The following is a 23,568-nucleotide window of genomic DNA, read 5'->3' as shown; positions in this document are numbered from 1 at the left end:
GACCCATGTGCCGAAGCCGCCGGGGGGCGACCACCCCAGCAATCCCAAGGACAAGGACAAGGACGGGCAGAACGAGGAGGACGGGTCCAGGAGCCCGGCCCCGAAGAGCCCTTCGTCGAAAGGCGAGTCCCCGAAAGGCGAGTCCCCGAAAGGCGAGTCCCCGAAAGGCGAGTCCCCGAAAGGCGAGTCCCCGAAGAGTGAGGCCCCGAAGAGCCCCTCGTCCGAGCACCCGTCCCCGAAGGGCGAGCCGCCGAAGAGCAAGCCCCCGAAGACCCCGCCGCCCAAGAACCCTCCCGCGGAGACCCGGACCGGCGACACGGCCCCGAACGAGCTGCCCCCGATCGAGCCGCCGTCCGACCTCCCGCCGATTCCGGGCCGCAGCGCGCCGGAGGAGGAACAGCCGCCACCCCAGTCGCTCGGCCCCAAGTCCCCGCCCGCGTCCCCGCAGGCACGGTCGCTGCGGCGGTTGTCGCAGGCCCCCGGCGCGCTGCCCGAACCCCTGACGCCGGAGTCCCCGGCGCCGGCGTAGCCGTGGACGCCCCAGGGTGGGAGGAGGAGATGAGCAGGACATGACCGACCGGTCCCCGTCCGCTTCCAGGCCCCCGCCCGTCCCCGGGGGCGAGGACCGGCGGCCCGTGCTCTCGATCGCCCTGGCCGGGATGATGGACCAGGTCCATGCCCACTCCGGTGCCGTCTATCTGATGTCCCACGACAGGAAGGCGCTGGAGATGGCCGTGATGGCCGGGCTCCCGCGGGCGTTCGCCGCGCCCTGGGAACGCGTCGGCATCGCCGCGCCGATCCCCGTCGCCGACGCGGTGCGCGAGCGGCGGCTCATCTGGGTGGGCGGCGAGCAGGAGATGGCCGCCCGCTATCCGCGGATCGCGGTGGTGCTGCCCTATCCCTTTGCGCTCGCCGCGCTGCCCGTCGCCACCGCCGGCACCGTGTACGGGGCCGTGTTCGTGACCTGGCCCGGCTCCCACCCGCCGGAGCTGTCGGACGGGGAACGCGACTACCTCACCGGGGCCTGCGGGCGGCTTGCGAGCCATCTGGAGCACGCTGCCGAGGCGGGCCGGCCCGTCCGCGCCGAGCCCGATCTGCTCGGCGACTCCACCCTGACCGGCGCGTCGAGCGCGGTCGACGCGGTGCAGATGGTGAACCGCATGCCGGAAGGGCTCTGCTCGCTCGACCTGAACGGCCGGATCACCTTCGTCAACTCCGCAGCAGCCGCACTCGTGGGCGTCGACCGTCACCGGATGGTCGGCAGAAAGATGTGGACCGCGCTGCCCTGGCTGCACGATCCCGTCTACGAGGACCGTTACCGTGCCGCCCTGATCAGCCAGCAGCCCACGTCGTTCGTCGCGCTGCGTCCACCGCGCGACTGGCTCTCCTTCCGACTCCACCCCAGCATCAGCGGTATCACCGTGCGCATCGATCGGGCCCGCACGGAACGCCGCGCCGAACAGGGAGGCTGCGAAGCCGCGCCCGAGCGGCTCATCGTCATCTCCCACTGCCTCAGCCTGGCCGCAGGACTGACCGAGGCCATCGGCGTCGACGATGTGATCGAGATGGTCGAGGACGAGTTCATGCCCGCCGTCGGCTGCCAGGCCCTCGTGATGCTCGGATCGGAGGCCGGCCGGCTGAACGTGCTCGGGCACCGGGGCTACGACAACCCGCACATCGTCGAGCGGTTCCACGGAATGTCCCTGACCGCGCAGACACCGGGTGCGCAGGCGCTGGTCACCGGAGTGCCGTCGTTCTTCGAGTCACGCAAGGAGCTCGAACAGGTCTACCCAGCCCGCCACGCCACCCCCGACGGCATGGCCGCCTGGGCCTATCTGCCCCTTATCGCCTCCGGCCGCCCGGTGGGCACGTGCGTGCTCGGCTACGCGGAGCCGCACCGCTTCTCGCCCGACGACCGCTCGATGCTGACCAGCCTCGGCAGCCTCATCGCCCAGGCCCTCGAGCGGGCCCGGCTCTACGACGCCAAGCACCGGCTCGCCCACGGGCTCCAGGCCGCCCTCATGCCGCACTCCCTGCCGCAACTGCCCGGCCTGGAGCGGGCCGCCCGCTATCTGCCCGCCACCCGTGGCATGGACATCGGCGGCGACTTCTACGACCTGATGCCCGGCGACGCCCTCGGGCCGGGCGCCGTCATCGGGGACGTTCAGGGCCACAACGTGACCGCGGCCGGGCTGATGGGCCAGGTCCGCACCGCCGTCCGCGCCTTCACGGCGGTCGGACAGTCCCCCGGCGAGGTCATGACCGGCACCAACCAGCTGCTGTTCGACCTCGACGCCGACCTCTTCGTCAGCTGTGTGTACGTCCAGCTCGACGTGCCGGGCCACCGGGCCCAGATCTCCCGCGCGGGGCACCCGTACCCGCTGCTCCGCGAGCCGGACGGATCCGTGCACGTCCTCGACATCCTGGGCGGGCCGCTCCTCGGCGTCGACCAGACGTCCCGGTACCCGGCCACGGAGGTGCCCCTGCCGCCCGGATCCGTGCTCGCCCTCTACACCGACGGGCTCATCGAGGCGCCCGGGAGCGACTTCGACGCGGCCCTGGCCGACCTCGGCGCCCACCTCGCCGCGATCGGCGACCGGCCGCTCGAAGAGGTCGCCGACAGCCTCGTCCGGCACACCGAACAGACCCATGAACGAGCCGACGACATGGCGCTGTTGCTGCTGCGGGTGACCTGATGCCCCTGTGACGCTCCTGATCCCCCACCGGCCGCGGCCCGGGTCATGCCGGCCCGGGTCATGCCCATGCCCCGCATGCCCGGCTAAGGGTGGGGGCGCTCCAGCAGCGGCTGTTCCTCGGCCTTGGTGCGGCGGCGGATGCGCGCAGCGAGCAGCGCCACGTCGTCCTCCGCCTTCTCCGCGCCCAGTTCCCTGACCACAGCGTCGACCAGCTCGTCCACCGGTGCGGTGCCCGGCATCACCACGCGGGTCAGCCGCGCCAGCGACTCGTCGATGTCCTCGCCACGGCGCTCGACCAGGCCGTCCGTGAACAGGAGCAGCGTGTCCTCCGGGGTGAGCTCGCGGGTGACGAGCTCGTACCCGCCGAGGCCCGTGCCGAGTGGCGGTCCGGCCGGTACGTCGATCAGCTCGGCGTGCCCGTCACCGGTGAACACGACAGGTGGCAGATGTCCGGCGCTGGAGAACGACCCGAGCATCCTGGCCGGGTCCACGCGGACCAGCAGACAGGTCGCGGGACGGGCGCTGGTCTCGGAGATGGCGATGTCGAGCTGCCGGAGCACCCGGTGCGGCGGCAGGTCGGCGGCGGCGACGTCGCGCAGCATCGCGCGGTAGGTGTTCATCTCGACGGCCGCCTCGACGCCGTGGCCCATCACGTCGCCCATGACGAGGAGCGTCCGCCCGTAGTGGAGGCGGACCGTCTCGAACCAGTCCCCGCCCACCAGATTTCTCGTGCCGACCGGCAGATAGCGGGTCGCGAACTGGAGATTGGGGTGCGGTTTGCCGGGCTCGGTCAGCAGGGCGCGCTGGAGTTCGACCGTGGTCCGCTGTTCCGCCGCCAACTGACGGGCGTGCGTGATACCGACGGCGCCGCGGCGCGTCGCGTGCTGGGCGATGAGGATGTCGTTCCTGCCGAACGCCGCGTGCGTAAGGGCCAGCTGGACCACCCCGATGACTTTGCCGCCGGTCTCCGTGATCGGCACGGCGAGCACCGCGGCGCGGGCGCCGACGCTGTGCTCGGTGGCCGGCAGACCGGACGCGACGGCCTTCGCGGCCGCCGACTGCGCGGGGTAGCCGCTGCCACTGTCCTCCGCCGTGTCGCCGAAGAGATCCTCGGCGCCGGCGGCAGCGGCGCGCAGCATCCTGGCCGGGCCGGGGCTCTTCTGCAGCGAGCCCTTCGGCGGCGGGGCGGGGAGTACGTCGACGGCCGCCGCTTCCGCGATCCAGGAGCTCAGGAACTCCACCAGTTCCCGGCATGTGGTGCCCTCGTCGAGGGAGGTCCCGATCCGCTCGACCGCCTCGTCGGCCGCGGCGAGGCGGGCCCGGGCCAGCTCCAGCTCTTCGTACAGTTCGGGGGTGGGGGTCTCGACCACGATGCACAGGACGCCGGTCACCCTCCCGTGGTTCTCCAGCCGGACGCAGGTCGTGTGGCAGCTGCCGCCGGGGCCCGAGACCCGGCTGCGGGGGATCCCGTCGTCGAGCACCCCGGCCAGCAGGTCGGCGGGCCCGAGGTACTGCTCCGCGGGCACGCCGGGGGACCGGCCCGCGACCCTCTCCGGCTCTCCGGTCATCCGGCAGTAGGCGGGGTTGGCGAAGACGTAACGGAGGTCCGTCCCGAGAACGGCGATGCCGGCTGTGGTGCCCCGCAGAACCTCCTCCAGCGTCCAGGTGCCGGGGCCGTCGGCCTCGGACGTGCGGCGCCCGCTGCGACCCTGGAACCAGTCCCGACGATCGGCGGCCACACGATCACCTCCTCCCCTCACGGGGCGGTGACCCCAGCTTGCTCCACAGCCTCACCGCTCGCATCACCTGAGGGATACGCACGGCCCGCTCTCGCCGGCAGGGACCCGGTCGGCAGAATGGTCCTATGAACGGGGAGGATAGAGGCCAGGCGAACCGGACCGTAAGTAAGGGGACCGTGGATGACCGGGCCGTACGGCCGGCCGCGTCCATCGGCGCGGGGTCCGACTTACTCCAGCTGGACCCCCACGACGCCGCGACCGGCGGTCTCTCCGGCTGGCTGGCCGGCCGCCTCCGGCGCGCCATCGCCGACGGCCGGCTCCCGGTGGGCAGCAGGCTGCCGCCCACGCGCCTCCTCGCGGCGGAGCTGCGGGTGTCGCGCGGAGTGGTCACCGAGGCGTACCGGCGTCTGACCGAGGACGGACACGTGGTCGGGCGGGGCCGCGGCGGTACGACCGTGGTGGCGGCACCGGTGACGGCCGCGGCGCCCGCGGCCCCGGATACGCCCGCCATGCCGGCCGCTTCCGACGCGTCCGCCGGACTTTTCTCCGGAACGCCCGGGACCGGGATCTTCGACGCCGTGCGCGCCGCGGGCGCGCGGATCGACCTGTCGCCCGGAGTGCCGGAGCTCGCCGCCTTTCCGCGGGGCGCCTGGGTGCGCACCGAGCGCGCCGTGCTCGCGGAGCTCCCCGCGTCCGCACTGGGCTACGCGGACCCGCGCGGAACCCCCGAGCTGCGGCGCGCCGCCGCCGACTGGCTGGCCCGGAACCGGGGCGTCCGGGCGCACCCGGACGAGGTGATCGTCGTCGCCGGCACCGCGCAGGCACTGGGCCTCGCCGCCCAGGTGCTGCGCGCCGACGGCATCGCCCGCGTCGCGGTCGAGGACCCCGGGGCGCTCGGCTCGCGCCAGCACCTGGAGCACTGGGGCATCGACACGCCGCCCGTGCCCGTCGACTTCCGGGGCGTACGGGTCGACGCGCTCCGCGCCACCGGGGCACCCGCGGTGCTGCTGACGCCGGCGCACCAGTTCCCGACGGGCGTCGTGCTCGACGGCGCGCGGCGGCGTGAGCTCATGAGGTGGGCGGGCGGGGACGGCGGACTGGTCGTCGAGGACGACTACGACGCGGAGCACCGCTACGACCGGCCTCCGGTCCCCGCCCTGAGGTCGATGCTCCCGGAGCGCGTCCTCTACGCCGGGAGCGTGTCCAAACTCCTAGCCCCGGCCCTGCGCACCGGCTGGGTGCTCGCCCCGCCCGCCCTCCGCGACGCCCTCGTCGACGCGAAACGCTTCGCGGACCTCGGCAATCCCGTGCTGCCGCAGCTGGTCCTGGCCCGGCTGATGGAATCCGGTGAGCTGGAACGCCATCTGCGCCTCATCCGGGGACGCCACCGGCGGCGACGCGATGCCATGATCGCGGCCATCGGTGCGCGGCTTCCCGGCGCGGAGGTGCACGGCGCGGCGGCGGGGCTGCATCTGATGATCACCTTCGATGCGGGGTTCGCCGACGCCGACCTCGCGGACGCGGCGCTCGCGCGCGGCGTGAAGACGCAGCCCCTCTCCTGGCACCGCAGGCGCCCGGGCCCACCCGGTCTGGTCCTCGGCTACGCGCTGAACACCCCCGCGTTGATCGTCGAGGGCATCGCCCTCATCGCCGAGGCCCTCGCCACGGTGCGCAGATGACCCCCCGGTCGGTCGCGTCCTCGGGTGGCGGAGCCTGCGGGCCCCGTACCGGTGGCTGCGCCCCCCGGCCCCCGTACCGGTGGCTGCGCCCCGGGGTTTTCCCGATGGGTGCCGGGCACCGGACAGGGGCCGGGGCCTACGCCGTCACAGGACGGACGCCCCCGTCAGCGCAAGGGCCAGGACCGCCTGGTCGTCGTTGTCCGTGTTCGCCGCATCCGCGGCCCAGCGCTCCGTGTCCGACCGCAGGAACGCCACGATCGCCTCCGGGTCCGGCGAGCGCGCGCCGCCGAAGCGATCCGCGAGGCGCTCCAGGACCGGGTAGAACGCGCCGGACGCGTCGCGGGCCTCGCTCACGCCGTCGGTGTGGACGACGAGCACCTCGCCGGGACTCAGCGCGTGCACCGTGGCTTCCGCGGGTCCGTCCGGGCACATGCCGCCGAGCCCCAGGGGGAGCGCGGGCGCGGTGGCCAGGCGCCGCGCGCCCTGCGGGCCGACGACGATCGGGGGCGGATGCCCGCGGTCGACGACCCGGACCTCACCGCCCCCCTGCGGGAACTCCAGCACCAGCGCGGTCACGAACAGCTCGGGGTCCCCGTCCTCGACGGCAGGGCTGTTGCGGGCGATGCTGAGCTCCAGCCGCTCGGCGAGACTGCTGAGGCTCATCCACTCGTGCGCGGACACCCGGAAGCTGCCCAGGACGGCGGCGACCGTCTGCACCGCGTCCATGCCCTTCCCGCGTACGTCACCGATGATCACCCGCACCCCGAAGGGCGTCGTACACACGTCGTACAGATCCCCGCCGACGAGCGTGCCGCCCTCGCCCGCCGAGTAGAACCCCGCGGCCCGCACCGGACCGAGCCTGCGCGGCACCGGGCGCAGCAGGGTCTGCTGCATCGCATCGGCCACCGATCGTGCGCGGATCAGATGCCGCGTCGTGCGCTCGCGCTGCCAGGCGAGTGCCGTGCTCGCGGTCCCGATGAGCAGCGTGGCGATGTACAGGGCGACATGGTGCTGCTCGGCGAAGTGTCCGGGCCGCAGGGCCGCCATCAGCATCTGCAGCCCCAGACAGACGGCGGTCGCCACGGCCGTGCCCCGCGGCCCGCGCGTGGCGGCGGTCAGGGGCGGTACGCCGGTGAGCAGGAAACTCACGGGCTCCTGCCCGCGGAAGGCCAGCTCCATGGCCAGATCGGCCAGCACCGCCGCGAACGGCAGCCACCAGAGCCAGCCCTGACGCACCAGGGACCACCGGTCCCTGTCCGGGCGACGACTTCTGTCAGGCATGGGGCCAGGCATAAGGCGCACCCTAGGATCCGGGCCCGCCGCGGACGATCACGGCGTGCGCCGTGTCGTGGACCGAGCCCTCGATCCTGGCGAGTTGGGCGGTGAGACTGTTCAGCCACATTTCGAGGTCGATCAGCATGGGCAGCGGCCGTGCCTCCGCCGGCGGCGGGCAGGTCGGATCGGGCGCCCGCGGCCGCGGTGCGTCCTCGGTGGCGAGCGCGGCGATCCGTTCGGTGGTCGCGGCCAGCCGGCCGGCCGTCGTACGGGCCCAGTCGGCGACGGCCGGCGGGACCGCGACCGCGGGAACGTCGACCCGGGGGAGCCAGTGGGCGCCGAGAATGACCTGGTTCGCGGTGATGAGCACGGCGTGCCAGTCGGCGAGGGCGGTGGCCTGGTCACCGCCGGGCTCGCTCCGGTACTGGTCGTACGCGGCCTCCGCGAGCCGCAGGCGGTGCAGGGTGGGCCAGGTGGACGGCGGCTGTGACCTGGCGCCCGGCGGGGTGGTCAGCAGGACGCGGACCGTCCCCGTGATCAGCGGGCCGCAGCAGCGGAGGAGGGCGGCCATGGTCCTGCGCACCTCCCGCCGGGCACCGGCGGGCCAGGCGAGCAGCCCGCACAGCAGCCCGATCACGCTGCCCGTCACGACATCGATGATGCGCGCCTCGGCCAAGTGCCAGGACGCGGGGGCGATCTGGGCGAACGCGGACGCCACGACGAGCGTGAACAACCCCTGCGCCCACGCGATCCCGAGGAGCGGCCCGAGCGCGAACGCGACGAGCATGCCGGGCGCGAGGATGGCCGCGTACGCCTCGGTGTTCCTGCCGATCCCCTCGATCAGCGCGCCTGCCGCCACGGCTCCCACGAGGTTCCCGGCCACCGCCTTGCGCACGGCCGTCCAGGTCGCCCCGACGGTGGTCCGGCCCAGTGTCAGGACGGCGAGCAGCACCCAGAAGCCGTGCGTCAGGTCGAGCGAGCCCGCCACCAGCCGGGCGGCGCCCAGGCCCAGTGCGATGCGCGCGGCGTTCTGGAACTGCACCGACTGCAGGCTCACGTTCCCGAAGAGCCGCGCCGTCCACAGCCGTGCGGTGCTCGCGTCGGCGTACCAGAACAGCCCCTGCGGCGGGATCGGTGCCGTCCGCCGCCCTTCCGTGCCGACCAGCACCGCGGTCTCCAGGATCCGCGCCGACTCCGCCACCCCCAGCACCGCCGCCTGCCGCCGCAGCACCGGCGCGGCGGGCACGGCCTCGGGCGGCCCGGTGGCCTGCCGGACGCGCAGCTCCTGGAAACCCCGGATCGCCTTTTCGAGCACCCCGGGCGCCGGGGGCGGGGTGCCGGCGCGCAGGGCGGCCGCGATACCGGTGCACAGGGCCGCGACCCGGCGCAGGAGGGACGCGGAAGCGGCGTCGTACGTAACGGCACCGCCGCCGGGGCGCTCCATGTCCGGTCGTTCGACGTCCGGTCGCGCCGTGTCCGGCCGCGCGGCGCCGCCCGGTGGGGCCATGTCCGCGAAGTGCGCCAGCTGGTCGAGGAGGCGGCGGGCCGCGCTGCCCGCCTGGAACATGGCACGGTCCGTCCGCCAGGGGCCGGCGGGCCGTTCGGCCGGCGGCAGCTGGGAGAGACGCAGTTCGCGTCCGCTCGAGCGGAGGTCGGCGGCGGAGGCGGCGAACGGGTCCGCCGCCGCGACGGCCGCGACGTCGACCGCCTCCGCGAGGCGCTCCCGGTAGGACGCGGTCGTCGGGGCGGGCAGCAGGAGGACCTCGCAGGCGACCAGGAGCAGGACCCCAGTGGTGAGGCCGGCGAGGCGCAGCCCCAGGGTTTCGGGGGCGTACGGCGGGAAGCACGCCAGGATGTAGAAGAGCTGCAGCCCGGGCGCCACCCCGGCCGGGCGGGGGCCCGCGACCGCCGCGAAGGCGAGCAGGAAGCCGACGACGAGCATCCCGAGCACCGCCGCCCAGGTCCGTACCGCCAGCGCCGTCCCCAGCGCGACCAGCACCAGACCGATCGGCAGTGCCTTCAGCATCACGACCGCCCGCTGCCGGCCCGACCCCGGGACCCGCGACAGGATGCCGAGGGAGATGGGGGCGAACAGCGCGTACAGCGCCATCACGGGCTCGTCGAGCCCGTACAGGAAGGTGTAGAAGCCGGCGCTCGCCGCGACGGCCACCCGGACCGCCCGGTGCACGATCGCCGTACGCTCCGCCCCGCCGGTCACTGCCGGTCCTCACCGGTCCGCGGGTCCCCACCGTGCAGGTCGCCGCCACAGCCTCCGCCACCGCCCCCGCTCGGCACCGGGACGGCCCCGGCGCGCATGGACAGCGGCAGGACCTTGCCCAGGACGACGAGCCGGTGGCGTACGGCCATGACGACCACGGCCGCCGCCAGGACGACCACGCCGCCGAAGCGCAGGATCGCGTCGTACGCCTCCTCGGGCGACCGCTCCGGGGTCATGGCGGTGATCGCGGCCGCCGCCCCCGCCAGGGCGATCGCACCCAGCGTGACCAGGAACGTCAGCAGCACCCCCGACGCCTCACCCGTCCGGGCGGGCGCCACGACCTGTGAGACACGGAAGACGAACCCCGTGCCGACGCCCTGCACGATCCGCGCGGCCACGAGCGGACCGAGGCCGGGCGCGAGCGCGCACCCCACGGAACCGGCGGCGAACAGCGCGAGCCCGGCGAGCAGCGTGCCCCGGCGCCCGAAGACGTCACCCAGCCTGCCGCCCACGATGAAGAAGCAGCCGACGGCGAGCATGTACGCGGAGAGAGTCCCCTGGGCGGCCGAGGCCGTGACACCGAACTCGTCGGCGATACCGGGGATGGCCAGGTTCAGGGCGAAGAAGTCGGCCTGGATGAAGAACAGCGCGACCGCGACCGCGACGAAGGCCCCCGTCCGTGCGGCCGCTGACGACTCTGCTCGCATGAGCATGTTCCTCTCGGCCGACGCCGTGCCGACGTCGCCGATGGCGTGCCGACGTCGTGAGTGGGTCGGCGCATGCGGGTCGGGGCATGCGACCTCTCCCATTGTCGGACGGGCCCGTGAGGTCCGCAGCCCGGCCGGTTCGGTCGCGGGGGACGGCGGACGGGGGTCACCATGGCAGGAAGTCCGGGGACGCCGCCCGGGGGTCGAGGCGGGAGGTCGTACGGTGCACACCCTCCTCCTCCCGGTCCTTTTCGCCCTCGCCTCGGCTCTCAGCAACGCCTTCGCCACGGTGCTGCAGCGCGAGGAGACCCTCAAAGTGCCCAGCGCCACCGGCTTCCGCCCGGGGCTGATGCTCGATCTGCTGCGGCGTCCCCTCTGGCTGGCCGGGATCGGCGCCGTGATCGCCGCGGGGGTGTGCCAGGCCCTGGCCCTGAACACCGGGCCGCTGACGGTCGTTCAGCCGATCTTCGTCCTGGAACTGCCGCTCGCGCTGATCGTCGCCTCGCTCCTCATGCGCCGGCATCTGCCGCGGGCCGGCTGGCTGGCCGTGACCTGTGTGGTGGTGGGTCTCGCCGTCGCCCTCGCCGCCCTGGCCCCCACGGGCAATCGCACCCAGGTCCCGATGCATCGCTGGCTGCCCGCCCTCGCCGTCTGCGCCGGAGCGGTCGTCGTCCTGGCCGCGGTGGCGCTGCGGCGCCCCGAGGGGCGGGCCCGAGCGGCCTTCCTCGGCGCGGCCACCGCGATCAGCTACGCACTGACCGCGGCGCTCATGAAGTCGGCGACGCACACCCTGGACGACCACGGAGTCGCGGCCTTCTTCACCGCCTGGCAGACCTACGCGTTCGCCGTGACCGGCGGGACCGCGCTCTTCCTGCTGGAGAACGCGCTGCAAGGGGGACCGCTGGTCGCCTCGCAGCCCGCGCTCACGCTCGGCGACGCGACGGTGAGCGTCGCGCTCGGCATCACCCTCTACGAGGAGCAGGTGCGCTCCGGCTGGTGGCTGCTGCCGCAGCTCCTCGGCCTCGTGCTGATCGCCGTCGGGGCCATCGCGCTGGCCCGTGTCCCGCTCACCCGGTCGCTCGTGGCGGCCGGCGAGTCGCCCGGGACGCCGGGCCCGTCACCTCCTCCAGCCGGGCGGCAGCTGCCGTGAGCAGCATGTCGAGCGCCCTCGGGTAGGCGCTGAGGTTCATGTCCGCCACCAAATGCCGCGCCGTGGCGGCGATATGGGGGTGCGTCCCGGCGGGCAGCCTCGCATACGTCGACCGCCAGGCCGCCTCGTCCGCCTCCCGCGCGGCCGCGGGAAGCGCCGTGGCCGCCGAGTCCAGCGCGGCGAACGCCAGGGCCTGGTCGACGAAGGCGTGGTAGATCCGCACCGCCTCGGCGTCGGGGAACCCGGCCCCCCGCAGCACGCCGATCATCGTCTCCACCGCCCGGATCTCGTGGAGGCGGCCCGTCACCCGGCAGGCGCTGAGCACCGCCGCCTGCGGATGCGCGAGGTAGTCGGCGTGCATCCGCAGGCCCAGGGAGCGCAGGTCGGCGCGCCAGTCACCGGTCGGCCGCCAGGCGCGCAGCGTACGGCCGATCAGCTCGTCGGCGATGGCGAGCAGCAGCTCGTCGGTGTCCCGGAAGTACCGGTACAGCGCGCTCGGGTCGGCTCCCAGGGCGAGGCCCAGGCGGCGGACCGTGAGAGCGTCCGAGCCGTGCTCCTTCAGCAGCCGCAGGGCGGTCTCGACGATCAGCTCCTCGGACAGCACGACGCCCTGCTTGGTCGGACGTCTGCGCCGCCGGGCCGCCGGCGGTACGACGCGTTCACTCATCGGCGTCCTCCTCACCGAGAGGGTGTCCTGGTCCGGGGCACCTTATGACAACGCCATTGACCTGTGAAGCCCGGCGCCAGTTTCATGTGCGGTCACCGGGGCCGGCCAAGGCCCCTTCGGTGCGAGCGGAGCTGCCATGACAGCGAGGAACACCCCCTACGGCGCGGACCCTCCCGCGCCTGCCGCCCTGCGGAAGTCCCTCGGCGTCGTGGACGGCGTCGCCATCGCCGCCTCCAGCACGGCGGCGACCACCAGCATCGGCATCGGCCTCGGCGTCACGGCCGGAGTGGTCGGGCTGCATCTGCCCGCGATCATGCTGGTGGCCTTTCTGCCCGTCCTCGGCATCGCCGGCGCCTTCTCCCGGCTCAACCGGGTCGAGCCGAACGCCGGAAACGGCTATGTGTGGGTGGGCCGTTCCCTCACACCCTGGCTCGGATTCCTCGTCGGCTGGCTGGCCATCGTCGCCACGGTCGTCTTCCTCGCCTACACCACGGCCGTCACCGGGTCCGCGATCCTCCAACTGGCCGGGCAGGCAGGTCTCCACGAGGTGGCGGGACTCGTCCTGGACCCGGACTCCACGGCCCAGACGACCGCGGTGGGCATCCTGGTCCTCGCCGCCGTCACCCTCACCGCGGTCACCGGCGTCCGCACCGCGGCCAGGCTGCAGGGCTGGCTGCTCGTCTTCGAGTACCTGGTCCTGCTGGGCTTCTGCGGCTACGGCATCGTCACCGGACCGCACGCCTTCAGCCTCGACTGGTTCAACCCGCTCGCCATACCGTCGCCGTCCGCGCTTGCGCAGGGACTGCTGCTGTCGGTCTTCTGCTACTGGGGCTTCGAGGCGGCGTTCACCGTGAACGAGGAGGTCCACGAGCCCCGCGACGCGTCGCGGGCCGGAACCACCACCCTGTTCACGATGCTGGCGCTGTTCCTGCTCGGCTCGGTCGCCTTCCAGCGCGTCCTGAGCGAGGAGGAACTCGCGGGCCACGGCGCCCAGGGACTGGCGTTCTTCGGCGAACGGCTGGCCTCCCAGCCGCTGGCCGCGCTGCCGCTGGTGGCCCTCATGTTCTCGGCCGTCGCCTCGCTGCAGGCAGGCGTGATCCCGGCCGCCCGGGGCATGTTCGCGATGAGCCGGGACCGTACCGTCGGGCCCGTGTGGTCCCGGGTCAGCCCCCGGTACGGGACGCCGGCGGCCGGGACGCTGGTGATCGGCGCACTCGCGGGCACCGTCGCCGTACTGGCCCTGGTCATCCCCGAGCTCGCCGACATGATCCTCGCCGCGGTCAACGCGATCGGCATCGTCGTCGCCCTCTCCTACGCCCTGATCGCCCTGGCCGCCGCCGTCCGGTTCCGCGGGCTGCTGCGCGAGGCCTGGTGGCAGGGGGTCCGCGCGGTGATCCTGCCCGCGCTCAGCGCCGTCGTCCTGCTCGCGCTCGGCGGCTACCTCGCCTGGTCCTTCCTCGGCGCGGCCGACCACTTCGAAGTCAGCGCGGACAACGGCTGGTTCATGCTGCTGGTCCCGGGAATCATGATCGTCTCCGGGTTCGTGGCCGCCGCCTGGGCCAAGTGGGGCCGCAAGTCCCCCTACTTCCGTACCGGCCGAGGCACCGACGCCGACGACGTCCGGCTGCTCGCCACCGAGCCGGCCCCCTCCTCCTCCTCCACCACCTCCTGACCAGAGAAACGGAAAGCCCTATGCACTCCCGCCATGCCGACCTCGTCCTCACCGGCGGCCCCGTCCTCACCCCGGCCGCCGACGCGTCCGGCCCCGACGACCGCCGGCCGACCGCGGTCGCCGTCAGTGGCGACCGGATCACCGCCGTCGGCCACCCCGACGACGTACGCGACCTGATCGGCCCGAAGACCGAAGTCGTCGACCTCGCCGGGCGGTTGCTGATGCCCGGCTTCCAGGACGCCCACGTCCACCCGGTCCCCGCGGGCCTCGAGCTCACCCAGTGCGACCTCACCGGGACCAGCACCGCCGATGACACACTCGCGGCCGTACGGGCGTACGCCACGGCCCACCCCGACCGGGAGTGGATCACCGGCGGCGGCTGGTCCATGGAGGCCTTCGAAGGAGGTACGCCGACGAAGGAGCCGCTCGATGCGGTCGTCCCCGACCGGCCGGTCTATCTGCCCAACCGGGACCACCACGGCGCCTGGGCCAACAGCCGCGCCCTCCAGCTCGCCGGAATCACCCGCGACACCCCCGACCCCGCCGACGGTCGCATCGAGCGCGACGCCTCGGGCGAGCCCACCGGCATGCTCCAGGAGGGGGCGATGCAACTCGTCGGCCGTATCGCGCCCTCGGCCGGGCCCGCCGACCGGCTCGCCGCGCTCCTGCACGCCCAGCGGCATCTGCACGCCCTCGGCATCACCGCCTGGCAGGACGCGCTCGTCGGCGATTTCCTCGGCATGGACGACCCCTCCGCCACGTATCGCGCCGCCGCCCGCGACGGGTTGCTCACCGCCCGCGTCGTCGGCGCCCTGTGGTGGGACCGCGAGCGCGGGGCCGAGCAGATCCCCGGACTCGTCGAGCGCAGGGAGGCGCTGACCCACGGCCGGTTCCGCGCCGGCACTGTCAAGCTCATGCTCGACGGGGTCGCCGAGAACGGCACCGCGGCGCTCCTCGACCCCTATCTGGACCGCTGCGGCTGCGCGACCGCCAACCGCGGCACCAGCTTCGTCGACCCGGCACGCCTCGGCGCGTACGTCACCGAGCTGGACGCGCTCGGCTTCCAGGCCCACTTCCACGCCCTCGGCGACCGTGCCGTACGCGACGCCCTGGACGCCGTCGAGGCCGCCCGCGCCGCCAACGGCCGCACCGACACCCGCCCGCATCTGGCCCACCTCCAGGTCGTGCACCCCGACGACGTCCCGCGCTTCCGCGGCCTCGGCGCGACCGCGAACATGCAGCCACTGTGGGCCGCGCACGAACCGCAGATGGACGAGCTGACCATCCCGTTCCTCGGGCCGGAGCGGACCGCCTGGCAGTACCCGTTCGGCGCACTGCTGCGCTCCGGGGCGACCCTTGCCGCGGGCAGCGACTGGCCGGTCAGCAGCCCCGACCCGCTCCAGGGCATCCATGTCGCCGTCAACCGCGTCCTGCCGGGGGAGTCGGGGCCGGTGTTCCTGCCCGGCGAACGCATCGGCCTGACCGCCGCACTCACGGCGTACACCGCGGGCTCGGCGTACGTGAACCACCTCGACGACACCGGCGCCGTGCGCACCGGAGCCCTCGCCGATCTGATCGTCCTGGACCGCGACCCGTACGCGGGTCCGCCGGAGGCCATCGCCGAGACCCGGGTCGCGCTGACGTACGTCGGAGGCGAGCGGGTCCACGCGGCGCCCGACGCCTGACGCTCGCTCACCGGACGGGCTCGTCCTGCGCCCGTCCGGTACCTGCCGGCCCCGCGTGTCCGTACGCGAACGCCGGACGGACCGGACAGGGCGTCACACAACGCAGAACTCATTGCCCTCCGGGTCCTGGAGCACCACCGCGTAGTACTCCATACCGGGCTCGTCCATGACGCGGAGCACGGTGGCGCCGGCCTTCGTCAGCCGCTCCACCGTGCTGGTGACCCGCTGGGTGCGGACCGCCACCGGCACGGCCCGGCCACCGCCCACCTTCAGGTCCAGGTGCACCCGGTTCTTGACCACCTTCGGCTCCGGAACCCGCTGGAACCACACCCTCGGCCCCCGGCCCTCCGGATCGACGATCGACTCCGGCGCGTCCCCCGCACCGTTGGTGAGCTCCTCCTCGGGCACCCCCATGTCCGCCCAGTAGTCCCGCCAGGTGGCATGCCCGCCCGGCGGCGGCTCGGGCACGTAGCCGAGGGCCTCGCACCAGAAGGGGACCAGCCTTCGCGGGTCGGCACAGTCGATGGTCAGCTGCAGTGTCGTCTCCATGCCGGCAGCTTTCCAGACAGGTCCGACAGTGCCCTCCCAGGCCGTTGACCGGAACGGTACAAAAAGCGTTTCATTGCAGGTGAAAGGGTCAATTCAGGCTTCCGAGGGAGGCGGCCCGCAATGACCACACACCCGAGCATCGAGCAACATCCCGACCTGGCCGAGATGCGCGCCCGCTTCGAACGGGCGACCACCACGCCCCGCGCCCAGGCGATAGAGACTCTGGCCCTCCTCACGGGCCTCTACCTGGCGGCCTCGCCGTGGATAGCGGGCTTCAACGGCCTCACCACGCTGGCCGTCTGCAACCTCATCACCGGCGCTGCGTACGCCCTCTGCATGGGCGGGTTCGGTTCGGCGTACGAGCGGACGCACGCCATGGCCTGGTCCGCCATCGTCATCGGAGCGTGGACGATCATCGCTCCGTGGGTGGTCGCCGGGGACGTCGCCACGACCCGCAGCATCGTCAGCAACGTCATCGTCGGCATCGTGGCTCTGTGCCTCGGCCTCGCCATGGCCGCCACGGCCGGCGGCCCGTCCGGTGGTCGCCGTGTCACCGCGGCCCGCCGCGGCGGCCGCTCGAACATCGACCCGCTTCACTGACGCGCACCGCTTCACGAAGGGCTCCGCTCCACGAAGGGTCCCGGCCCGAGGGCCGGGGCCCTTCCGGGTGTGCGTCAGTCGTGTACGCGGGCGATGAGCAGCGCCACATCGTCCTCGCCGGTCCCGCTGCGCAGGGCCTCGAGGAGCCGGTCGCACGTCTCCTCCAGCCCCGGCCGCGGGTCGTCGAGCAGCCCGAGCAGCACGTCGAGGCGTACGTCGATGTCCTCGTCGCGGGTCTCGACGAGCCCGTCGGTGTAGAGCACGAGCCGGTCGCCCGGGTCGAGGTCGACAGTGACGGCGCGGAACGGGACGCCGCCGACGCCGAGCGGTGCGCCGGTGGGCAGTTCGAGCAGCCGCGGCGCGTGGCCGGGCCGAACCAGCACCGGCGGCAGATGGCCGGCGGTGGCGATGGTGCACTGGGCCTGGTGCGGGTCGTAGCAGGCGTAGAGGCAGGTGGCGATGTGCGACTCGAGGCCGGCGGTGACCGCGTCGAGGTGCCGCAGTACCTGCGCCGGGTCGAGGTCGAGCACGGACAGCGTCCGGGTCGCGGTGCGCAGCTGCCCCATGGCGGTGGCCGCGTTGATGCCGCTGCCCATGACGTCGCCCACCACCAGGGCGGTCCGGTCGCCGCTCAGCGGCAGGATGTCGTACCAGTCGCCGCCGACCTCCCCGGCGGTACCGGCCGGCTGGTAGCGGGAGGCGACCTCCAGACCCACCACGGGAGGCGGCTGCTGGGGCAGCAGACTGCGCTGCAGCGTCAGCGCGGTGTTGCGCTGCTGCTGGTACCAGCGGGCGTTGTCGATGCACACCGCCGCCCTGGCGGCCAATTCGGACGCCAGGACGACGTCGTCGGCGTCGAAGGGCAGCGGATTCCTGAACCGCTTGAGATCGAGTGCGCCGAGCACCTCACCGCGGGCGATGAGCGGTACGGCGAGATACGAATGGACGCCGGCCTCGGCGAGCAGGACGGCGGCCTTGGCGTCCCGCGCGATGCCCGGCAGGTCCGCCGCGCCCACGTGGGGCACCACGACCGGCTCGCCCGTCTGCACGCACTTCGTGACCAGACGGTCCGAGTCGTAGCGGGCGAGTTCGCCGGGAGGGTCGGCCGCGCGGACCGCGGGGGTGGGGGCCGCCGCGGCCACGGCGAGGGCGCGCAGGACCGCGGTGCCGCCCGCCGGGATCTCTTCGCGGCGGCCCTGGACGGCGGAGTCGAGGACGTCGACGGCGGCGATGTCGGCCAGTTCGGGCACGGCGACCTCGGCCAGTTCCCGGGCGGTCTCGCGCAGGTCCAGCGTGGTGCCGATGCGCACCGACGCGTCGGCGACCATGGTGAGCCGGTGCCTGGCCCGCTCCGCCTCCGTGGCCGCCTGGTGCCGGTCCGTGACGTCGACGACCGATGCGGCGACGCCGAGGATCCGTCCGCTGGGGTCCTCGAGCCGGTACAGGGACACCGACCAGGCCCGTTCGGTGTCCGGGTCGGCGGGCGTCCTGCCGAGGACCTGCCGGTCCAGCAGCGGCTTCCCGGTCTCCAGGACCTTCAGCATCGCGGCCTCGATGGTGCCGTCGTCCCGGAACGGCAGCGTCTCGTCCGCCCGCCGTCCGATCTGCTCCGCCGCCGGGATCCCGTTGACCCGTTCCAGCGCCGGGTTGACCGCCACGTAGCGCAGGTCGGAGTCCAGCACGGCGAGTCCGATGGGGGACTGGTCCACCAGGCGTACGGACAGGGCGAGGTCCCGTTCCACGCGGCGCAGCGTGGCCTGCTCGGCGGCCAGGCCGAGCGCGTAGTAGCTGCCGTGCACGTCCTGCAGCCGCATGTTGCGCATCTCGAGGAGCCGTATGCAGCCGTCCTTGTGCCGGACGGGGAAGACACCGGCCCAGCTCTCGCCGCTGCCCATGACCTGCGCGAAGAGGCCGAGCACCAGCTCGACGTGCTCGTCGGCGACCAGCAGCCGGGCCGCGTACTCGCCCAGTGCCTCCTCCGGGGTGTAGCCGAGCAGTTCCTCGGCCGCGGGGCTCCAGAGCGAGATCCGGCCCGACTCGTCGAGCACGACCGCCGCCATCTGCAGGACGTCCAGCAGTCCGCCCGGCGGGGCAGGCCCGAACTCCACCTGGCCGGTCGGGGCCGGGCCGGCGGAGAACGCGTCCGTGCCACCCATCCCTAGCCGCTCCTCCCGACGCCCTCGCGGCGTACTTGTGCGGACCCCCGCCCCATCGGATCCGCGCGCGTTCCATACTCCCTCCGCGACCATGGACATGCACCCCCCGCGTGCGGCTTCGTCCCCGGAGTGTGACCGAAAGGCCCGCCGGGTGACGGCTCCGGGCGGGTGACCGCTCCGGGGCCGATCCCGGGGCCGGCCGTCCTCGGGACGGAGCGCTTCCCACCAAGGAGGACCGGCTTCCCTGCGCGGGCCGCCCGGTAAACAGATCGGTATACTCGCCGCCATGGTCAGCCCGGCACCGGCCCCGGCCCCGCACCGCATCGCGATGACCCCCGGCGCACACCGCGCCCTGGAGGCCGCCACGCACCTCTTCTACGAGCGCGGGATCCACGCCGTCGGCGTCGACCTGATCGCCGCCGAGGCGGGGGTCACGAAGAAGACCCTGTACGACCGGTTCGGCTCCAAGGAACAGCTGGTCGTGGAGTATCTCGCCGCGCGGGACGAACGCTGGCGGGAATTCCTCTCCGAGCGCCTGGCGGCGGCCGCGGGGGATCCGCCCGAGGGCCGCGTCCTCGCCGTCTTCGACGCCTCGCGCGACTGGTCGGCGCGGCACTGCACCCGCGGCTGCGGCATGGTCAACGCCCATGCGGAGATCGGCGACCCGCGGCATCCCGCGTACGGGATCATCACCGGCCAGAAGGCGTGGATGCTCGCGCTGTTCATCGGACTGGCCCGCGACAGCGTTCCGAGCGTTCCGAGCGCTCCGGGCGGCGCCGGCCCGAGCGCCCCGGACCGGGCGGAGCAGCTGGGCCGGGCGCTGATGCTGCTGCACGAAGGGGCGCTGGTCGCGTACGGCCTCGGCGTCTTCGACGACCCGCTCGGCGCCGCGCGGGACCAGGCCCGTGCCCTGCTGGCCTCGGCCTGAGGGCCCGGTGAACCCGGCCCGGACGCCTGGGAAGCAGACGGAACGACGGACCGCGGACCAGGCCGCCGCGCTGCGGGGCGCGCTATGTTGAGCACGAATGGGACAAGAAGGAGGCACACGGTGCCATCAGGGCAGCAGGCGCGGGCACAGGCGTCTGCGATCACGCCGGGACGGCAGTCCCCGGACACGGAACCGTCCCCCGCGGACAAGGTCCGCGCTCTGTTCGGCGGTCACCGTCTCTCTCCTGGGCAGCGGCGCATCGCGCAGTACATCACCGACCACCTGACCGAGGCCGCGTTCCTGTCGATCACGGACCTCGCGGAACGGGTGGGCGTGAGCCAGCCGTCGGTGACGCGCTTCGCCTCGTCGCTGGGCTTCAGCGGCTACCCGGCGCTGAGGGAAGCCCTCCAGCCCATCGCACTGAGTGCGCTCGCCGGCTCCCCGGACACGGGGGACGAGCTCCGCCGCAACGAGCTCCAGGCCGCCGTCGACGCCGAAATCGCCAACCTGGAGAGCCTGCGCCGCGTCCTCGCCGACACCGACCAGGTGCTCGCCCTCGGCCGCGAACTGGCCAGGTCGGTCCCCCTGACGATCCTGGGGCTGCGGATCTCCGCGTCGCTGGCGGAGTACGTCGCGTACGCGGCCCGGCGCATCCACCCGGACGTACGCCTGGTCTCCCGCGGTGGAAGCGTGTCCTACGACGCGCTCCTCCAGTCCCGGGAGGCGGGCGGGACCTGGGTGCTGGCCTTCGCGATGCCGCGGCACGCCAAGGAGACGCTCGCGGCGGTGCGCTCCGCGCGCAGCACGGGCCTGCGCGTCGCCCTGATCACGGACCTCACGCTCGGCCCCCTCGTCGACGAGGCCGACGTCGCGCTCACCGCCGGCACCGGATCCCGTCTCGTCTTCGACTCCTACGCGGCGCCGGGCGTCCTTTGCGCGGCGATCCTTCAGGCCATGGCCGACGCCGACCCCGAGCGCACGCAGCTCCGGCTGGAGAAGTACGAACAGGCCGCCGAGCAGCACGACTTCTTCCTCGAGTACTGACAGGGGCCCGCGCCGGGGCCGGGGGTTTCACGCCAGCGCGCAGCATGAAATTTTTCATACCCTTGCTTACTTGGCGGTATATATATTTACTACTCCTGGCACTGCGGACGACACTCCTCCTCGTCGGCCCCACGGTGTTCTGACCGGGTACTTCGCTCCCCTCGGAGTGCCCGTTCCCCGGTGGCCCCGGGCAACCCCTGGGCCGGGGCCGCCGGCAAACCTCCTCACGCGCGGTCGAACGTCCTCGCGCGCGTCAGGCGAGCTTCTGCTCGGTCCAGATCGTCTTGCCCTGCTGCGTGTAGCGCGTTCCCCAGCGCTCGGAGCACTGCGCGACGAGGAACAGCCCACGGCCGCCCTCGTCACTCGTGCGGGCATGCCGCAGCCGCGGGGCCGTGCTGCTGCCGTCGGAGACCTCGCACGTCAGGACGCGGTCGCGGATCAGGCGCAGCCGGATGGGGGCCTTCGCGTGCCGCACGGCGTTGGTGACCAGCTCGCTGGCGATGAGTTCGGTGGCGAACGCCTCCTCCTCCAGGGCCCACGACGAGAGCTGGCGGGTCACGAGCGAGCGGGCCGTGGACACGATGGCCGGGTCCGTCGGCAGGTCCCACGAAGCGACCCGGCCCGAGCCGAGGGCGTGCGTACGCGCCACGAGCACGGCCGCGTCCTCGGTGGGCCGTTCCGGGACCAGCGCCTCGGTGAGCACGCGGGCGGTGTCCCGCACGGAGCCGCGCGAGCGCACGAGCAGATCCGCGAGCCGGGACTCCTCCCCGTCGCCCTGGTACGCCTGCATGAGCCCGCTGGTGTAGAGCGCGAGCACCGAACCCTCGGGCAGCGTCACCTCGGTCTGCGCGAACGGGGGTCCGGGGAGCCCGAGAGGGGCGGTGGCCGGGATGTCGAGGATCTTCGCCGTCCCGTCCGGGTAGACGACGGCGGGGCCCGGATGGCCCGCCCCGGCCACGGAGCAGCGCCGGGTGACGGGGTCGTAGACCAGATAGAGGAGGGTGCACCCGGCGCCGTCGCCCGCGGGGCGCGGCCCGGACTCCTCCTCGGGCTGCGGTTCACCGGCGCCCGCCCGGGAGTCGTCCCTGTCGAGGCGGCGTACCAGGTCGTCCAGGCGCGCGAGCAGTTCGTCCGGCTCCAGGTCAAGGTCCGAGAGCGTGTGCACGGCCGCCCGCAGCCGTCCCACGGCGGCGGCGGACCCCAGGCCGCGTCCGGGTGCGCCGCCCGCCAGGAGTGCGACCCGGGCTCCCGACAGCGGTACGACGTCGACCCAGCCGCCCCCGGTGCCGGCGTGGACGTACTCGTGGGCCACCTCCACCCCGCCGCTCTGCGGCAACTCCGCCGGAAGCAGGCTGCGTTGGAGTGCCACGAGGGAGTTGTGCTCACGGAGGTACCGGCGGGCGTTGTCCAGGCACAGGGCCGTGTGATGGCCGAGGTCGACGGCCAGGGTGAGATCGTTCTGCTGGAAGGGACCCTCGTCCCCCCACCGGTAGAAGGTCGCGATGCCCAGGGCGCGGTCCTGGGCGACCAGGGGAACGAACATGAGCGAGTGCACCTTCTCGTCCAGCATCCGCCGGCCGCGGACGGGATCGTGGAGCACCCAGTCGCTGTCGGCGTGCAGCGGGCTGATCAGGCGCGGTCGCAGATCGGCGAGGACCCGGGTGGACGGGGCGACGAGGGGGAACGTGCTCTCCTCGCCGATCGCGTAGGCACCCTGCGGTACGCCGTGCCGGCGTGAACGCGACGCCGCCCTGCGCAGCACGGAGTCGGGCCGCACCGGGCCGGGCGCGATGTCCTCGCCCGCGAGCACCGGCTCGAGGACCTCGACCGCGATGCTGTCGGCCAGCCGCGGCACCGCGACTTCGGCCAACTCCTGGGCGGTGCGCATCACGTCGAGGGTGGAGCCGATCCGGGCGCCGCCTTCGGCGAGCACGGCCAGCCGCTGCTGCGCGAGATAGCGCTCGGTGACGTCGACCGAGGCGTCGGCCGCGCCGAGGACGCGGCCGTCGGCGTCCTCGAGGCGGAACGCGGAGACCGAGTGGACGTGCTCGCGACCCGGGTCGCCGGGGGGCCTGCCGTGCTTCTCGAAGCCGATCACCGGTTCACCCGTCTCCAGGACCTGCTTCAGGATGCGCTCCGCCAACTCCGCGCTGAAGTCGGGCCACACCTCGCTCGCCCGCTTCCCGATCCCCTCAGAGGCCGGCGTGCCCTGCATCCCTTCCGCCGCGGCGTTGTACCGCACCAGCCGAAGCTCCGGGTCGACGACGAAGAGCCCCACCGGCGACTGCGTGAAGAGCGCCTCCAGCAGCGCCCGGTCAAGGTCCGACTGCCTGGCGCCCTCCGGCTCCCGTCCTTGTCCGGGCTCGTACCGTCCCTCCGGTTCGCGTCGCTTCACGGGGGCGAGCATCACTTCCCAGCGCGGCGCACCGGCCCACTGCCCTGCCTCGGCGGGGTCCTCGGCGCGGATGGCCAGCCGGAGGGGCACGAGCCTGCCGTCGCGATGCCGCGCCAGGATCGCGCCGCGCTCCGCGCCGCTCGCGGCGGCTCCCTCCGCGTCGCCGGGCTCGTGCGCCCGCTCCGCGGCCGTGGCCAGCAGGTCGGCCGCAGGGCGCCCCAGTACCCGGTCCGCCGGGTGGCCGAGCAACTGCTGGGCGGCCGCGCTCCATCCGGTCACGACACCACGCGCGTCGACCATCACACGAGCCCAGCCGGGCCGCGCGTACGCATCGCGGCCGCCCGTGCCCTGTCCGACGTCCGGTGCACCCATGGCCACCAGCCTCGCCCTGCGTCGACGTCTTCCCTG

General features: G+C 73.7%; 16 protein-coding genes and 1 pseudogene. 8 read left to right on the top strand and 9 right to left on the bottom strand.

The window, feature by feature from the left end:
- Positions 1–149: 149 nt before the first annotated feature.
- Positions 150–677: pseudogene (locus ACFV9O_RS08030) on the bottom strand (hypothetical protein); the annotation flags it as partial.
- On the opposite strand from ACFV9O_RS08030, the gene ACFV9O_RS08025 reads away from it, so the two are divergent.
- Positions 570–2,696 (top strand): SpoIIE family protein phosphatase, encoded by a 2,127-nt coding sequence (locus tag ACFV9O_RS08025; protein ID WP_385413837.1) that lies wholly within the window; start codon positions 570–572, stop codon positions 2,694–2,696. The pseudogene ACFV9O_RS08030 and the gene ACFV9O_RS08025 overlap by 108 nt on opposite strands.
- An 83-nt stretch (positions 2,697–2,779) precedes the next feature.
- Here ACFV9O_RS08025 and ACFV9O_RS08020 read toward each other — a convergent pair whose 3' ends face one another.
- On the bottom strand, positions 2,780–4,435 hold the full coding sequence (locus tag ACFV9O_RS08020) for a SpoIIE family protein phosphatase (RefSeq protein ID WP_385413834.1): 1,656 nt from the start codon (positions 4,433–4,435) through the stop codon (positions 2,780–2,782).
- 125 nt (positions 4,436–4,560) lie between these two features.
- On the opposite strand from ACFV9O_RS08020, the gene ACFV9O_RS08015 reads away from it, so the two are divergent.
- Positions 4,561–6,114 carry a PLP-dependent aminotransferase family protein gene (locus ACFV9O_RS08015; RefSeq protein WP_385413832.1) on the top strand — a complete coding sequence of 518 codons (1,554 nt, stop codon included), beginning with the start codon at positions 4,561–4,563 and terminating at the stop codon, positions 6,112–6,114.
- A gap of 144 nt (positions 6,115–6,258) precedes the next feature.
- On the opposite strand, the gene ACFV9O_RS08010 is transcribed toward ACFV9O_RS08015, so the two are convergent.
- The 3 genes from ACFV9O_RS08010 to ACFV9O_RS08000 are packed head-to-tail and all read right to left on the bottom strand — an operon-like array spanning position 6,259 to position 10,314.
- Positions 6,259–7,395 carry a PP2C family protein-serine/threonine phosphatase gene (locus ACFV9O_RS08010; protein ID WP_385413828.1) on the bottom strand — a complete coding sequence of 379 codons (1,137 nt, stop codon included), beginning with the start codon at positions 7,393–7,395 and terminating at the stop codon, positions 6,259–6,261.
- Between the two features lie 22 nt (positions 7,396–7,417).
- Positions 7,418–9,607, bottom strand: a complete 2,190-nt coding sequence (locus ACFV9O_RS08005) for an FUSC family protein (protein WP_385413825.1) — start codon at positions 9,605–9,607, stop codon at positions 7,418–7,420.
- A complete protein-coding gene (locus ACFV9O_RS08000) occupies positions 9,604–10,314 on the bottom strand; it encodes an MFS transporter (protein ID WP_385413822.1) in 711 nt (236 codons plus the stop codon). The genes ACFV9O_RS08005 and ACFV9O_RS08000 overlap by 4 nt, the downstream gene beginning before the upstream one ends.
- Positions 10,315–10,537: 223 nt before the next feature.
- Here ACFV9O_RS08000 and ACFV9O_RS07995 point away from each other — a divergent pair, with 223 nt between their 5' ends.
- A complete protein-coding gene (locus ACFV9O_RS07995) occupies positions 10,538–11,464 on the top strand; it encodes a DMT family transporter (protein WP_385413820.1) in 927 nt (308 codons plus the stop codon).
- Here the strand turns inward: ACFV9O_RS07995 and ACFV9O_RS07990 are convergent.
- Positions 11,382–12,131, bottom strand: coding sequence for a TetR/AcrR family transcriptional regulator (locus tag ACFV9O_RS07990; RefSeq protein ID WP_385413818.1), 750 nt, complete (start codon positions 12,129–12,131; stop codon positions 11,382–11,384). The two genes, ACFV9O_RS07995 and ACFV9O_RS07990, sit on opposite strands and share 83 nt — an antisense overlap.
- A gap of 136 nt (positions 12,132–12,267) precedes the next feature.
- On the opposite strand from ACFV9O_RS07990, the gene ACFV9O_RS07985 reads away from it, so the two are divergent.
- Entirely contained in the window at positions 12,268–13,803 is a 1,536-nt protein-coding gene (locus ACFV9O_RS07985; RefSeq protein WP_385413817.1) for an APC family permease, read from the top strand.
- Between the two features lie 20 nt (positions 13,804–13,823).
- Positions 13,824–15,488: an amidohydrolase gene (locus ACFV9O_RS07980; RefSeq protein ID WP_385413814.1), complete on the top strand. Its 1,665-nt coding sequence runs from the start codon at positions 13,824–13,826 to the stop codon at positions 15,486–15,488.
- Positions 15,489–15,581: 93 nt separating this feature from the next.
- Here the strand turns inward: ACFV9O_RS07980 and ACFV9O_RS07975 are convergent, their stop codons facing one another.
- A complete protein-coding gene (locus ACFV9O_RS07975) occupies positions 15,582–16,037 on the bottom strand; it encodes a VOC family protein (RefSeq protein WP_385413811.1) in 456 nt (151 codons plus the stop codon).
- A gap of 120 nt (positions 16,038–16,157) precedes the next feature.
- On the opposite strand from ACFV9O_RS07975, the gene ACFV9O_RS07970 reads away from it, so the two are divergent.
- Positions 16,158–16,637, top strand: coding sequence for an SPW repeat protein (locus ACFV9O_RS07970; protein ID WP_385413808.1), 480 nt, complete (start codon positions 16,158–16,160; stop codon positions 16,635–16,637).
- A gap of 74 nt (positions 16,638–16,711) precedes the next feature.
- On the opposite strand, the gene ACFV9O_RS07965 is transcribed toward ACFV9O_RS07970, so the two are convergent.
- Entirely contained in the window at positions 16,712–18,793 is a 2,082-nt protein-coding gene (locus ACFV9O_RS07965; protein WP_385413805.1) for a SpoIIE family protein phosphatase, read from the bottom strand.
- 286 nt (positions 18,794–19,079) lie between these two features.
- On the opposite strand from ACFV9O_RS07965, the gene ACFV9O_RS07960 reads away from it, so the two are divergent.
- On the top strand, positions 19,080–19,721 hold the full coding sequence (locus tag ACFV9O_RS07960; RefSeq protein WP_385413802.1) for a TetR/AcrR family transcriptional regulator: 642 nt from the start codon (positions 19,080–19,082) through the stop codon (positions 19,719–19,721).
- A gap of 120 nt (positions 19,722–19,841) precedes the next feature.
- A complete protein-coding gene (locus ACFV9O_RS07955) occupies positions 19,842–20,765 on the top strand; it encodes a MurR/RpiR family transcriptional regulator (protein WP_385413800.1) in 924 nt (307 codons plus the stop codon).
- Positions 20,766–21,018: 253 nt separating this feature from the next.
- On the opposite strand, the gene ACFV9O_RS07950 is transcribed toward ACFV9O_RS07955, so the two are convergent.
- Positions 21,019–23,532, bottom strand: coding sequence for a SpoIIE family protein phosphatase (locus tag ACFV9O_RS07950; protein WP_385413797.1), 2,514 nt, complete (start codon positions 23,530–23,532; stop codon positions 21,019–21,021).
- Between the last annotated feature and the right edge of the window lie 36 nt (positions 23,533–23,568).

This window comes from Streptomyces sp. NPDC059909 (assembly GCF_042730885.1).
Lineage (GTDB): Bacteria > Actinomycetota > Actinomycetes > Streptomycetales > Streptomycetaceae > Streptomyces.
Note: the sequence above shows the minus strand (reverse complement) of the source record. Positions and strands in the feature narration are given on the sequence as shown.